This is a genomic window from Psychrobacter sp. 1Y4 (assembly GCF_051847555.1).
In genome coordinates, this window is record NZ_JBPYDE010000006.1 from 64,012 (window position 1) to 78,552 (window position 14,541).

General features: G+C 42.6%; 10 protein-coding genes and 1 other RNA gene. 3 read left to right on the forward strand and 8 right to left on the reverse strand.

The genetic code is table 11. The features are described from left to right. Nucleotides 1-23 precede the first annotated feature (23 nt). The 6 genes from ACS8FC_RS06715 to ffs form a co-directional block, all read right to left on the reverse strand. Nucleotides 24-1,856 (reverse strand): extracellular solute-binding protein, encoded by a 1,833-nt coding sequence (locus ACS8FC_RS06715; protein ID WP_439296335.1) that lies wholly within the window; start codon nucleotides 1,854-1,856, stop codon nucleotides 24-26. Between the two features lie 361 nt (nucleotides 1,857-2,217). After that, on the reverse strand, nucleotides 2,218-3,327 hold the full coding sequence (serC, locus tag ACS8FC_RS06720; protein WP_439261497.1) for a 3-phosphoserine/phosphohydroxythreonine transaminase: 1,110 nt from the start codon (nucleotides 3,325-3,327) through the stop codon (nucleotides 2,218-2,220). Nucleotides 3,328-3,465: 138 nt separating this feature from the next. Beyond that, the gene (locus ACS8FC_RS06725; RefSeq protein ID WP_439261498.1) at nucleotides 3,466-4,389 is read right to left on the reverse strand and encodes a hypothetical protein; all 924 of its coding nucleotides are present in this window, start codon (nucleotides 4,387-4,389) and stop codon (nucleotides 3,466-3,468) included. A 123-nt stretch (nucleotides 4,390-4,512) separates the two neighbouring features. Beyond that, nucleotides 4,513-7,476 (reverse strand): M48 family metalloprotease, encoded by a 2,964-nt coding sequence (locus ACS8FC_RS06730; protein WP_439296248.1) that lies wholly within the window; start codon nucleotides 7,474-7,476, stop codon nucleotides 4,513-4,515. Nucleotides 7,477-7,511: 35 nt separating this feature from the next. Beyond that, nucleotides 7,512-8,108: a LemA family protein gene (locus ACS8FC_RS06735; protein WP_439261500.1), complete on the reverse strand. Its 597-nt coding sequence runs from the start codon at nucleotides 8,106-8,108 to the stop codon at nucleotides 7,512-7,514. A gap of 208 nt (nucleotides 8,109-8,316) precedes the next feature. Next, an RNA gene (ffs, locus tag ACS8FC_RS06740) (signal recognition particle sRNA small type) lies at nucleotides 8,317-8,413 on the reverse strand. Nucleotides 8,414-8,679: 266 nt separating this feature from the next. Here ffs and ACS8FC_RS06745 point away from each other — a divergent pair. Continuing rightward, nucleotides 8,680-9,396: an SIMPL domain-containing protein gene (locus tag ACS8FC_RS06745; RefSeq protein ID WP_439261501.1), complete on the forward strand. Its 717-nt coding sequence runs from the start codon at nucleotides 8,680-8,682 to the stop codon at nucleotides 9,394-9,396. Nucleotides 9,397-9,492: 96 nt separating this feature from the next. On the opposite strand, the gene ACS8FC_RS06750 is transcribed toward ACS8FC_RS06745, so the two are convergent. Together ACS8FC_RS06750 and glnA are read right to left on the reverse strand one after the other, a co-directional pair. After that, on the reverse strand, nucleotides 9,493-10,299 hold the full coding sequence (locus ACS8FC_RS06750; protein WP_439261502.1) for a DUF4124 domain-containing protein: 807 nt from the start codon (nucleotides 10,297-10,299) through the stop codon (nucleotides 9,493-9,495). A gap of 222 nt (nucleotides 10,300-10,521) precedes the next feature. Then, nucleotides 10,522-11,931 carry a type I glutamate--ammonia ligase gene (glnA, locus tag ACS8FC_RS06755; RefSeq protein ID WP_439261503.1) on the reverse strand — a complete coding sequence of 470 codons (1,410 nt, stop codon included), beginning with the start codon at nucleotides 11,929-11,931 and terminating at the stop codon, nucleotides 10,522-10,524. A gap of 738 nt (nucleotides 11,932-12,669) precedes the next feature. Here glnA and ACS8FC_RS06760 point away from each other — a divergent pair. Further along, nucleotides 12,670-13,293: an anthranilate synthase component II gene (locus ACS8FC_RS06760; RefSeq protein ID WP_439261504.1), complete on the forward strand. Its 624-nt coding sequence runs from the start codon at nucleotides 12,670-12,672 to the stop codon at nucleotides 13,291-13,293. A 146-nt stretch (nucleotides 13,294-13,439) separates the two neighbouring features. Next, a complete protein-coding gene (gene trpD / locus ACS8FC_RS06765) occupies nucleotides 13,440-14,531 on the forward strand; it encodes an anthranilate phosphoribosyltransferase (protein WP_439296336.1) in 1,092 nt (363 codons plus the stop codon). Nucleotides 14,532-14,541 lie beyond the last annotated feature (10 nt).

The window sequence follows — 14,541 nt, forward strand, 5'->3', positions numbered from 1 at the left end:
TAAAACTTAAAAATCACTATCATTTATTGTTTTAAATATTGATTCACACGTGTCTCTGCTTCTTTATCAACCCACCAATAATCGATACCGACAGCATTGGTTGGGAGTTGTTTAGTGTGGCGATACTGATCCCAATAGGCCACATTGGTGCCAGACTTGCCATATAACGGTACTAAATAATGACCTGCACGCAGCAGACGATCGAGCACCTGAGTATATAAAATAATCTCGTCACGATTTTCAGCGTTTGCAAGGGCGACAGTCATCTCATCTATGACTGTGTTTTTAATACCGACTGTATTTCTATTGCCAGGTTGATCAGCCGCTGCGCTCCCCCAAAACGCTGCTTGCTCAGCGCCAGGTGATAAGCTTTGAGCAAATACATCGACCACCATATCATAATCAAAGCGGCGCATTCGCTCGTAATACTGCGGCCCATCCACTTGGCGAAGAGTCGCATCAAATCCTAAGCGTTTTAAATTACGAATATAAGGCAGTAATACACGGCCCATGGTTTCGCCTGTCATCAAAATCTCAATCTGAGCCTGCTTGCCACCGGGCTGATATAGCTGCATATCGTCATAATAAAACCCTGCATCTAGCAACAGCTTACGCGCTTTTAATAGTCCTTTACGATTAAAGCCACTACCATCACTGGTGGGCAGTTGCCATTCTGCTAATACTGCTTGACGTTGAATTGGCTCAAGCTTAGATAATAGAGGTGTTAGTACCTGCATCTCAGCCGCAGATGGCGTACCAGTGGCGGCAAGCTCTGAGCCATGAAAAAAGCTTTGCAATCGTTCATACTGTCCATGAAATAAGGTCTTATTCATCCACTCAAAGTCATAAGCTGCAGTTAATGCTTGACGCACGCGAATGTCTTGAAAAAGTGGCCGGCGCATATTCATAACCAGTGCTTGCATCGGTACGGGATTCTGACTGCTGATGCTTTCTTTATGAATAAGGCCGGCTTTTACCGCTGGGAAATTGTAACCGGTTGCCCAGTTCGACGCTTTATTTTCCGGACGGAAACGATATTGCCCTGACTTAAAACCCTCAAAAGCAATCTCATCACTTTGATAATAGACAAACTTAATCATATCAAAGTTATAACGACCGCGATTGACCATCAAATCACGACCCCAATAATTGGGATCACGTATATAGCTGACCGAACGCCCTGCATCGACGCGGCCAAGCTTGTAAGGTCCACTACCCATCAATGGCGTTAGGCTAATTTTTTCAAAGTCAGCATCGATAGAGGATTTAGCAAAAATTGGAAACTGCCCGACTGTTAATAAAATCTCTTTGTTATCATCGGAAGCAAATATAAACTTTACTCGCCGCTTATCAATAATTTCAATGTCTTTGATATCTCCCAAATAGCTGCGGATATACATCGGCCCTTTATTCAATATCGCATCATAAGTGGCTTTGACATCTTGACTGGTCACAGGCGAGCCATCCCAAAAGCGCGCGGCAGGATTTATATGATAGATAATCCAACTGGTGTCATCAGGGTCATAAGTCACCTTGCTTGCCAGCTGCGGATACATGGTAAAGGCTTCATTTAATGAGCCCGTCATCAAAGTATCATATAAGTAGTCGGTGCCAATCATTGCTACACCCGTGGTCATCCATTTATTGGCGGCATTAAAGGTGCCACGCGCATCAAGCGACAATATCCCCCCTGTCGGCGCATCTGGATTGGCATAAGGCATGTATGGTGCGTCAATATACTCTGTAGGGCTATTATGACCAAGCGCGGTAGTGGTGATGGGTACCGCGATACTGGCTGGTATCCAGCTGATAGTGATAGTAAGTAAGACGGCTTTTAGCATGGCATTTTTTATCATCATGACTTTGTAACTACCCTCTAAACTCAATCAATTTGACTAACAAAAATTTAAGCCCTGACTACAAAACAAGCATGCCACAAAATTTTATCATAACAAACTTCAGTTTTTTAACCTAATGGTTTGCAGTGTTAAGTATGACAACTGGCTTATTATTAAATCCATAAAGCCTATAGATAACATCTGACTCTCAACTTAGCATGAACTTTCATAGGCTGGGTTTTCAACCCAGCCTATGCCAACATATTTAAAGTGTTTAGAGTGGGGTATATAACAAAAAAACGCAACCGTTATCAGTTGCGCTCTTCTTTTAGTATTAACCTAGTATCAAAAACTTAAGACCTATAGTTTGTTAGCTTGGTTAAGCGTGCTTTTTTTCAAATGCAATCATAAAGTCAACCAATTGCTGCACCCAATCTAGCGACACTGCATTATAGATGCTGGCACGCATACCGCCCACATCACGGTGACCTTTTAAGTTCATTAAGCCTGCGGCTTCTGATTCTTCTAAGAACACTTTATCAAGGCTATCGTCTGCTAACGTAAACGGCACATTCATGATAGAGCGATATTCAGGCGCAACTGGATTGTTATAAAAACTGCTGTCATCAATGGTTTTATAGAGTAAATCTGCTTTTTGCTGATTGATTTTACCGATAGCAGCAACGCCGCCCTGCTCTTCTAACCAATCAAACACCAATCCTGCCAAGTACCAAGAGTACGTCGCTGGTGTGTTTGACATGGATTCTTTTTCAGCTTGATGCTCATAGTTCATGAGCAGTGGGCACCACTCACTTGCCTGCCCCAATAAATCGTCACGAATAATCACAATGATCAGTCCTGCTGGACCGATGTTTTTTTGTGCACCCGCATAAATCATCCCAAACTTAGCTACATCGATTGGCTGTGACAAAATGCAAGAAGACATATCAGCAATGAGTGGCGCATCAATTTGTGGCGGCTCAAATATCTGTAGACCGTGAATGGTTTCATTAGCACAGTAATGAAAATAAGCCGCATCTTTGCTCAGATTCCAATCGCTTTGGGTTGGCACATCGGTAAAGTTACTGTCTTTGCCAGTTGCGACCAAATTAACCTTACCGAGGCCTAGATTCGCATAACGCTGCGCCTCTTTGATGGCTTTGCCTGACCATGCACCGGTAGTCAGATAGTCACCGCGTCCTCCATTCAATAGGTTCAATGGAATCGCTGAAAACTGTAAGCTGGCACCACCTTGCAAAAATAGCACCTTATAGTTATCTGGAATATCCATCAATGCGCGCAATTTCGCCTCTGCTTTTTCGGTAATCGCGACATATTCTTTGCTACGGTGACTTACTTCCATGACTGACATACCGCGGCCTTGCCAATCAAGCAGCTCACTTTGCGCACGCTCTAGCACTGCGGTCGGTATAGTGGCGGGTCCAGCTGAAAAGTTAGGTACACGGTTAGAAGCGGCTTTACTGGTCATAATCCATATCCTTGATATGATGAAATCATCGTTGTTATATCATCGTTATTATATAGTTTTAACAGCTAGTTTTTTAAACGTCAGCTTTAAAACCCCTTTAGTCTTATCTCTATTTTTAATAGCCATTGCGGTAAACACTTAACTCTGACTTGATAACTGTTCCCAAAGCTGACGCTTAAGGTTACTATCAGCGAGCATCTCATCCAAGGTAGCTAAAGCGGTAAGATTAGGATGCTCAAGGCCTTCAGGCAGTGTGGTTAATGAGATAATTTTTATCTCTTCACTACGGCCAATCTTAAACACATATCCCGCAAAACTAGCATTGGCAAGCTCGGCAGTCTCCATACCTTCACATATCGGAAACGACGTTGTTTCACAAGTGATTGACAATGCTTGCGTGATATTTTGCCATAGCTTTTCGCTGTCATTGTTGAGTGCTTGAATATCAACCAAAATTACCCAATCGCCATAGCGACCACCTTGCAAGTCAAATGGTGCTACCTTTTTAAGGCTATTATCATTATTGGTTTCGGCAATATTATTTTGATTGATAGACGTAATGGAAGTTGTCGTAACTGTTTCTATTAAAGGGGCAACCGCTTGCTCAACGTTTTGTGATATTTGTTGTAAACTATCTTCAGAGTCGCTAGCGCTTGGAGAGTGCGCTGCATGGCTTGTCGTACTGTCAAAACTGTAGCTTACTGGGCTTTGCTCATTGGCTTGTGAGCTGATATCTTGAGTTTCTTCACTATCATGAATAACCTCATAATCGCTAGCAGATGTATTTTCTGTATCCAATATAGCGTCTGCTGATTCATTGTCTAAAAAGTTATGATTTAAACGCTCAACGACTTCTGCTTCAACGCTTGGTTGTGCAGCATTTTGGTTCGAAGCGCTTTGACTAGGTAGGCTTTGCTGATTTTCAGGAGCCGCAGAAATATCTGCAATATTTAACGTTGCTGAATTCGACTGTACCCATTGATCGATACCCATCATCGCTAGAATTTGGCGTTGCTGCACGCGGCGCTGCAATACTATTAGCGGATCTTGGATATCACTCATGTCTCTTTATTGTCCTACTTATCTTGTTTAAATCATTTGTAGATGGGCCGATTAGTTTGACAGCTTAACCAAAGTATCCATCATAGCTGTTGAATGACTTCTGAGGTGTCAACTAAGCTGCAATCAAAAAAGCTTACGAACGCCTAGCCAGTGCTCTGCGAGTGCCATCAAGCAGTCGTACTCATCCTGACTGATTATCGTATCGTGTAACATGACGGTATGCAATGTACTTAGCCATTGTCGATACTCATTATAGTCTATTTGACGGCTTTCTTGTTGTGTCTCTGGATAATTCTCTTTCCCCTGAGTCTCTATTATAGAGTCCGTAGCAATAGACGCGGGGTAGACAGGCACAGTACTAATGACAGCCAATAGCTGAACGCTATTTAGACTTTGAGCAGTTAATAATAACCACTGCAAATTGGCATCACTGATCATGGTTAAATCAATATCAATCAAGCGCGCATGGCGGCGTAGATCGACGATATAGTGCGCAACGCTGTCACTATTATAGCCAAGCCCTGACACATGTACTGAGCTATCTAACGTCAATATCACTTGACCTTTGACATCTTTCGATAGCCGATATGTAAGCAATATCAATATGGCTCTCTTAGCCACATCAAGACTGTTAAACACTTGTCCTGAAGGATCGAGCTGAACACATATCTCATTCATACCCCTCTGTAATAGCGGTTGCCATTCAGCCTGAATGTCTCCATCATTATCGTTTAAAACTTCGGAAAATATTGGCAGTAATTGCTGTAAATGCAGCGCTTGCCATAACGATAGAATTGGTGAGACTTGCTGCGCTGGAGTTGAAATTGATGCGCTTTTTAAATGAGTCGGTATTGATTGTTCATCAATCATTAAATCTTTTCCATCTGATAGGTTATCAGAAAAGCTGTTGGTCAGATCGGCTGATAGCTGCTTCCCAAACAACTTAATTAAGCCTTGTTGATAGCGCGACAGCATCGTACGACACTTTTTTTGCTGCACATAATGCTGATGGGCTTGGTTACTACGACTGGTTTCGCTTTTTAGACGTAGTTGATTAATGCTGCTTTCTGATAAATCATGCTGGCTAAGTTGCTTCATAGCGAATGCAATCAAAGCACTGTCTAAACGTCGGTCAAGATTTGCAATTATTTTTAATAATGTATGGTCTAGCGTATGTGCTAAAAGTTGAGGGTTATTGAAAGTATCAGTCTTAATCTTATTATTAGTATGAGCATCGGTGTCAGCAGCACATGCTCTATCGTTTGGAAGCCCAATCCAAATATCTTTTAAATCACACATGCCAGTCGTAGATAGTGTCTGTCCTTGATGGCACAGCATGACGGCTTCTATTAATCCTTGCGCCCCTAATGGATGATGACTGTGATTGAGCACATGCTGTGGTAGCGTGACTTTCTTTATATCGTCAATACTAATCAAATCTGCTGATGGCAAATCGCTGTTAGGTTTTGCCATCCATGGTTTTAACAGCTGATAAGTACCAATATCTTCTGCTGCCTGCAAACGCCCATCAACGACCACATCTTCCTCTACGACCAACTCAAGTCCCGCTTCTGTTTCACATTTGCTGCTAGGTTCATCAGTAGAAAAAGCTGAAGCTTTATTGTGAGTAATATCACTAGGATTTTCGATGAAAATATTATCAACAGCATGATTGACAGATATTGATTGAGCTTTAGATGTATAAGATTGGTGCGCGTTTTTATTATTGCTTAGGCTATTTTCTTTTATTGCTCCCCAATCACCAAGGCGACGCTGCTCATATATCTCTTTTATTTTTTGCTGATTTATGCGCTTCTCTCTTGCGACCTGAACGGCAAAGTCATGATAGGCATTTGCATTGATGGCCCTCATGCGCTCGCTTAAGCTAGGATGGGTCGCAAACCACGAGACATCCCCCAGATCCGCCCCACTGCTGGCAAAAAAGAAATGACTCAGCCCGTTAATGTCAGCGATATTTGATAAGCGTGAACCAAGTGAATCTTGATGAATGGCTTTTAAAGTTTCGATAATCGCAGGCGAGCGAGTCAGCTGCACGCTGGTCGCATCGGCGAGCAATTCACGCTGACGGTTAAAGCTATGCTTAATCAACTGCGCACTGGCCATACTCGAAAAGCTCAATCCATGTAGCAGCAAAGTCCAAACACTGCGCGGAGCTTGCCGATTGATTATAGGTGGCGTTTGTACCCACTTAGACTGACGCTTGGCTGAGGACTGCTGTTGTTGCGATTGCTGCTGCCAGTAAGCGACCCACTCACTATGCGTGGTGAAATTGGCGGTTTGTGCTTCTATGTTACGTCCCAGCGTATCAACTTGCCTCTGTGATAAAGACTTATGGGAAATACTATCGCTATTAAAATAACGATGACTGGATATTGGATCACTCCAGTCATAGACTATCTGCAAGCCTGCCAATACCACCATTAGCTGCAAATTGAATGTCGCATCGCCATGCAGGATATGACCATATTCATGACCAATAAGTCCGTATAGTGCTTCATCAGACAATTTATCTAGCGCGCCTTGGGTAACGACAAGCACCATATCTTGGCTATCGCGACCAGCCACGAAACCATTGATGCCTTGCTCATCAGGCAGCACATAGAGAATTGGCATACGTAAGCCTGAAGCAATAGCTAACTGCTGAGCGATCTCATAGTAACGGCGATAAACTGGCGGAAAATCACGCTCATCACGTACCGCTATATGACGAGCGCTAAAACGAACTTTCGAGTCAGGCTCATATTGATGAGCGACTCCGCGGCTATGTTCCCAAGCGTCCTGACTGTTATCAATAAACAAACGCACAGCACCCACACGCTGGGCAACAGCACGGCCACCAGATTTTAAACGTCTGTATTCTAAAAAGCTACCAACAACAAAGCTGCCTATCGTCCACATAACCGTCAGTATCAATGCCCAATAATAAATACCATCGGTAAATAACGTTAGCAGCAGTGCCATAACCCCAAGCGCCAGCATCACATGTGCAAGTACAATCAAAAAAAACAACCCGTAAAGTAACAGGCTGCGCCGCGTCCGTATCCGCTGTTCAGCAAAAAAATCCATCAGCTTATCTCAAGTTAACCCAATCTGTTCAAGTTTTAACCCATATTGACGACAGGTGCTTGAGCAATGGCCTTTCTGTCTTCAAACACTAACGGACTGAGCGGACGAAAACTAAAAGTGCTGCTGACAAGGTTATTTGGGAACACTTCGCGGTCATTGTTATAAAACATCACGCTATCGTTATAATGCTGACGCGCAAAGCCTATACGATTTTCCGTATTGGTCAGCTCGTCCATCAACTCTTTAATCATACTGTCTGCTTTTAGCTCAGGATACGCTTCCACCACAGCTGAGAATTGCCCCAATGCTTTAGACAACATGCTTTCTGCTTTGGCAAATAGCGCCATATGCTCAAGCGAGTCTGGCTGATGTTTATTAGAGTCCTGCAAGCTTTGGGCATGATTACGCACACTAATCACGCGGGTCAGCGTTTCTTCTTCATGGGTCAAATAACGTTTGGCAGTCTCTACCAAGTTTGGAATCAAATCATGACGGCGCTTTAGCTGCACATCTATCTGTGCAAAGCCATTTTTCGCTTGGTTGCGTGCCCTTACTAGTTTGTTAAATATCGACACCCCAAAAACAACAACTAGCACAACAACAATGATAAATAGCCAAACGCACGTTTTCATAAATAAGCCTCAAATCTTTCAGTATTAACATCAGCGTAAATAAAACTTAATACATATTATTTTAACCTATCTTAATCAATGAAAAGACACAATCAGACGAAATGCAGGCACAAAAAAAGCCCTTTGCAATGAAGGGCTTAATACATCATATAAACTTTTTGAAAGGGTTTATCGAAGCAGTTATCAAATTTTAAGCAAAAAAAAGCGACTCCAAAAGCACATCCTCGGCACACATTATAACTATTACCGTTGCTACCTTCCGGTCCTGGCGGGATTCATAGAACAATGTTGCGAGGCTACCAATGGAGCCACCAGTTGCAAATTATACAAGAATTTTTCATTATTACAACCCCTTTTTCAAAACTACCAATGACATAACACCGATAGCAGCGAGATTTGGTGACAAAACCTTTACAAGGACTCGTCTAGATTTTGCTATTTTAATGAATGAAGCTCAGTTTACTAGGTATTTCCTAATAAAATAAAATGAGAGCCTATCGCTTCAAACCTAGAAAGGACTGTCTTTTTAAGGCTGATTTATATCAATATTAATTGCATTTAGGAGATTATTATGAAAAGCACTTTACTTAACAAAGCGATATTAGCCACTGGTACCACATGCCTGTTGACTGCAATGATGAGCAGCGCACATGCAGAACCGACAGGCTATGATCAGCTTACTTTTCAAACAGAAGTTAAAGAAGAGATACAAAATGATGAAGTACGCGCTAGTATGTACAAAAAAGCGCAAGCAACCAACGCTAAAGCTCTGGCTACAATGCTCAATACCACTATCAATAACGCTATGAAAATCGCTAAACGCTACCCTAGCGTGACAGTCAGTACTGGTCAGCAGCGCACCTACCCTCGCTACGACAAAGACAACAAAATTACGGGATGGACGGGACAAGCGACTATAGATCTAAAAAGTACTGACTTTACAGCGACTAGCCAGCTTATTGCAGATTTGCAAGAAACGCTGGTGATGGAAAATTTAAATTTTGGAGTGTCAGATAATAAAAAAGACGCGCTAGAGCAAAAGCTGATGACCGATGCTTCTCGCGCTTTTCAACAGCAGGCTAAAAACCTAACACGTGCTTGGGATGCTAGTGGTTATCGCGTGGTGAACGTCAATCTAAATACTGGTAGCAATTATCCGCGCCCAATGTATAGTAGCATGAGTATGAGAGCAGAAGCAGCAGATGCCTCAGTACCTAACCAAAACTTTGAGTCAGGTAATAGCACTATATCTGTGACAGCCAATGGTACTATTGAGCTGACTAAGTAGCTAGGCTACCTAAATTGGTACAATCTGTCCGCATTATATTATGACTAAGTCAAAACATGAAGAGCCGTTACCTGCTGTGGTAGCTGCTCTTTATGTTTACTTAATAAAAGCATCATCAGTGACAGGTCGACTGCTTTCTATTTTTTGCAGAAAACTGTCCTTTTGGCGCAACCTTAATAACACCTTTTGATGCCATGGCAAACGGTTATAGGCCAGCATTTGCGCAGCAATCTTCTTTTTGTTTTGCAAAATCACCGTATTCTGAATGACATATACTGTGCGTTCGACTTGGCTGAGCGTCTGTCCTGTTTTATTTTTGATAATAGCTTGGATACTATGCGTCCCTGGTAAAATATCTACTGTTGCAATAGAAGCGCTAAGCCCTTGCGCCACTTCATTACCATCCAAATAAATACTGACGCTATCGCCATCTTGTAGTGCAGGTCTAAGCTCTAGTTTAACATTGATACTTTGTGCAGGACGCCTATAGGCACGCGCCTCATTAGGCTCTAACATCGTTAATTGATAATTAACTTGTGCAGATGTTGCATTATTAGAAGCCGCTTGCTGCAAGACTAAGGAAGCAGCTGTCTGAGAAGATGTTGCAGACGTGCCTTTGAAGTTTGTATCTGAGCGGTTATTAGTATTGTTATTAGTCGTAACCGTGGTCACGACATCAGTTTGACTAACTTGTTTGTTGCTTTTTTGCTCATAGCTTTGAGGGCGGTCTGTAAAAGTCACATGACCTGTTTGCTCGTCGACTACTTTATAGATAGGTGCAGCATTTGCAATAGCTACAGGCAAACTGACCGCAAGCACAGCCACACCATACAGCATTCTTAAGCCAAAACTGCTTTTAGAAAAACTAACGTTTGAGAAAACTTGTTTTGTTAATAACGTCATAATGAGGCAACCTACTATGTGTCTATTATTAGTATATCAATAAAATCATTATGCGGGATTTTTACTATTAAATCAGCAATGATTTAATAGTAGCGTCACAGTTCGCATTGCTGCTCTTACTGCTCTTTAATGGGAAACGCCGTTTAAACAAACCAAAAAAGCCGGTCAAGATTGACTTTACCGACTCTTTTATAAAAACTAGCATAAAGTATTGAGGATAAATTAGCAGCTATAATATAGGTCAAACTCTACCGGATGCACAGTGACATTGACGCGTTGCACTTCTTCTTCTTTGAGCGCGATGAACGCTTCAAGCATATCTTCAGTGAACACATCGCCTTTTAATAGGAACTCGTGATCATCACGCAATGCTTGTAGGGCGATTTCTAAGTTTTCTGCAACTGTTGGGATTTGTGCTTCTTCTTCTGGCGGCAAATCATACAAGTTTTTGTCAGCAGCATCGCCTGGGTGCATCTTGTTTTGAATACCGTCAAGACCAGCCATTAGTAGCGCGGCAAAAGTTAGATACGGGTTGGCCGCTGGATCAGGGAAGCGTGCTTCGACACGTACCGCCTTTGGACTGCTCACATGCGGAATACGGATAGATGCTGAGCGATTAGAAGCAGAATATGCCAGTTTGATAGGCGCTTCGTAATGTGGTACTAAGCGTCTGTAGCTGTTGGTCGATGGGTTGGTAATCGCGTTTAACGCGCGGGCATGATGGATGATACCACCGATAAAATAGAGCGCCGTTTCAGACAGACCAGCGTACTCATCTCCTGAAAAAGTGTTGACACCGTCCTTTGAGATAGACATATGGACGTGCATACCAGACCCATTATCACCGACTACAGGCTTTGGCATAAAGGTTGCGGTTTTACCAAACTGATGCGCAACGTTATGTACGACATATTTTAGTTGCTGTACTTCATCAGCTTTACGCACTAGCGTATTAAACGCCACTCCAATCTCAGACTGACAAGGCGCTACTTCATGGTGATGGACTTCAATGCAGCCCTCCCCAATAATTTCTTCTAGGCGCTCACACATGACAGAACGCATGTCTTGAGAGCTATCAATCGGCGGTACAGGAAAATAGGCGCCCTTTACTCGTGGACGGTGCCCCATGTTACCCCACTCATAGTCGTTATTCGTCGACCATGCTGCTTCTTCAGCAGTAATCTTATGGCTCACACCTGACATCTCAATCGACCATTTTACATCGTCAAAGACAAAAAACTCAGGCTCAGGACCAAAGTAAGCAGTGTCACCGATACCGGTAGATTTCAAATACTCTTCTGCACGGCGAGCGATAGAGCGTGGGTCGCGGTCGTAGCCTTGTAGCGTTGATGGCTCAATGATGTCACAGGTAACTACCACAGTAACGGCGTCGAAGAACGGGTCAACAAACGCAGTCTCTGGATCAGGGCGCAGTATCATATCTGAAGCTTCAATGCCTTTCCAGCCAGCGATAGACGAGCCATCAAACATTTTACCATCTTCCATCACCTCTTCATCAACGCTATGCGCCGGAAAGCTGATGTGTTGCTCTTTACCGCGGGTATCGGTAAAACGAAAATCAACCCACTTTGCACTAGACGATTTGATAAGATCCAGTAATTTATTGGACATGAATAGTCTCCCTTATGATGGTCATGTTGTTACGTTTATTGTTCAATTCTAAGATACGACATTTACTATTATATTTAAGTGTTGGCTTAGATTTATAATGGCAGTAATATTCAACCATTTGCTCTATCACTCATAAGCTCATACAATGCTAGCGCTATTTTAGCAGTATCTATTCAATAATGCTGAACAGTTATAACATCTTAAGTAGCTTATCCGCTAGATTTTAACCTTAAATTTACAATAATGAATGATAGGATATAAATTTATACCAGTACCAAGTTACAAATATAAGGGTGCAAAGCCTATGCCAAACTTATTTTGTAATGATAGTCTAAAATTATTTTTGGCTCTCAAACCGTGATATATGTAGGATAGATCTACAAATACCATATAAACAGTAAAAGCCATTTTTGATAGAACACCCTTACCATCTGCACAACAATGAGAAGAGACAGCGTAAATTACGCACCAAGTTAGTGCTTAAGCTCTCTTGTTGACGCAAAGTAGTGCGCAATAAATTTATTTTCATATGAAGTATGGATGATGTAAAAGACACTTTTATCATAGAACATAAGACTTGTAAAAACAGCCGACTGTTACATGTGTCATTTGATACCCAGCAAAATAGTGGTAAGATATTCAGCCTCTATAAAACTTACTTTGTGTCTGTATATATAATAATGAAAGGTCTAATAATAGAGCTCTTATAAAACATCTTATCAATAGGTTAAAATCAGAATGATTCTAATGATCGATAATTACGACAGCTTTACATATAACATTGTACAGTACTTCGGTGAACTACAGCAGGACATCACCGTCTGGCGTAACGATCAGGCCACTATTGAACAAATCAAAACCCTAGCTCCTGATGTTATCGTCATCGGCCCTGGTCCGTGTGATCCAGATCGTGCTGGTATCTCTTTAGACGTTATTGATACTTTTAAAGGTGTTATTCCTATTTTGGGTATATGCCTAGGACATCAGGCCATTGGCCAAGCATTCGGCGGCCAAGTAGTCAAAGCTGGCGAAGTGATGCACGGACGTTTATCCGCTGTTCATCATACCCATAAAGGTATTTTTACTGATTTGCCTAACCCCTCGCAAGTTACGCGCTATCACTCTCTTGTCATTGATAAAGCAAGCTTACCGAATTGTTTAGAAGTAACTGCATGGACACAAAATCCGGATGGTAGCATTGAGGAGATCATGGGTATACGTCACAATATCTTTGCCATTGAAGGCGTTCAATTTCATCCTGAATCTATCTTAAGTGAAGCAGGATATCAGCTGCTTAATAACTTTTTACAGGCTCATAATTTGGCCGTATTGTCTGTAGATGAGTTGCCACAAGTGGGATAAATGTTGTCTAAGCTCATGTACGGAGCACTTTTGAAAAACATAAATTGACACGCCCAAAAAGCCAATTAAAACGAATATAAATATAAAAAAGTGAGACTTTAATGACCATTGATCAGTTACAGGAAGACTATAAACTAGCCGCCGATATGCCAGATGATATTATTCAATTATCTGACGAAGAGACGCATAAACTATTAACAACAGCATTAGGTAGAATCTTTCAGCACATTGATCTAACGTTTAATGAGATGTACAAAGTCATGCTGATTATCATGCAAGGCAGATGTAGCGATGCCATGATGGGGGCTATATTGACTGGTCTGCGCATGAAGGGTGAATCTATTGATGAGATTACCGCCTCGGCCAGCGCTATGCGTGCTTTGGCTGCCAATATAGACCCAAAAAACTGCGACTATTTGGTCGATATCGTCGGTACTGGCGGTGATGGTGCCAACTTATTCAACGTCTCTACCGCCTCAGCCCTCGTGGCTGCGGCAGCTGGCGCGCAAGTGGCTAAACACGGTAACCGCGGTGTGTCTACCAAATCTGGTAGCTCAGACTTATTAGAACAAGCAGGTATCAGCTTGGCACTTAGTCCTGAGCAAGCCAAACAATGTATAGAAAATGAAGGGATAGGCTTTTTGTTTGCGCCCAATCACCATAGTGCCATGCGTAATGCCAACCCAGTACGTCGTGAGCTAAAAGCACGGACGATATTTAATATTTTAGGCCCATTAACCAATCCTGCCAGCGTACCCAATCTGGTGATTGGCGTCTTTACCGCTGAGCTGTGTGAGCCTATCGCTAAGGTGATGAGAAACTTAGGCGCGCGTCATGTCATGGTGGTCGGTGCAAAGGACGGCCTAGATGAAATCAGCCTTGCGACCTCGACCACGGTTGCTGAGTTAAAAGACGGTGAAATATCAGTTTATGAGATGATGCCAGAAGATGCCGGTGTCGAGTCACAAACGCTCATTGGCCTTGATGTAGACTCACCAAAGCAAAGTCTTGAGCTGATACGCGCGGCCCTATCAGGCACCGATACCCACGACCGTGCAGTACTCAAAGCGCGTGATATGATTGCACTAAACGCAGGGGCAGCGATATATACGGCGGGACTTGCCAGCAACTACCCAAATGGTGTCAGCCGCGCGCAAAAGGTGATACAAAATGGTGACGCCTTAACCAAGCTTGAGTCTTTAGCACAATATACTCAGCAGCTGGCAGCCAACGCGTAACCAATGCAAG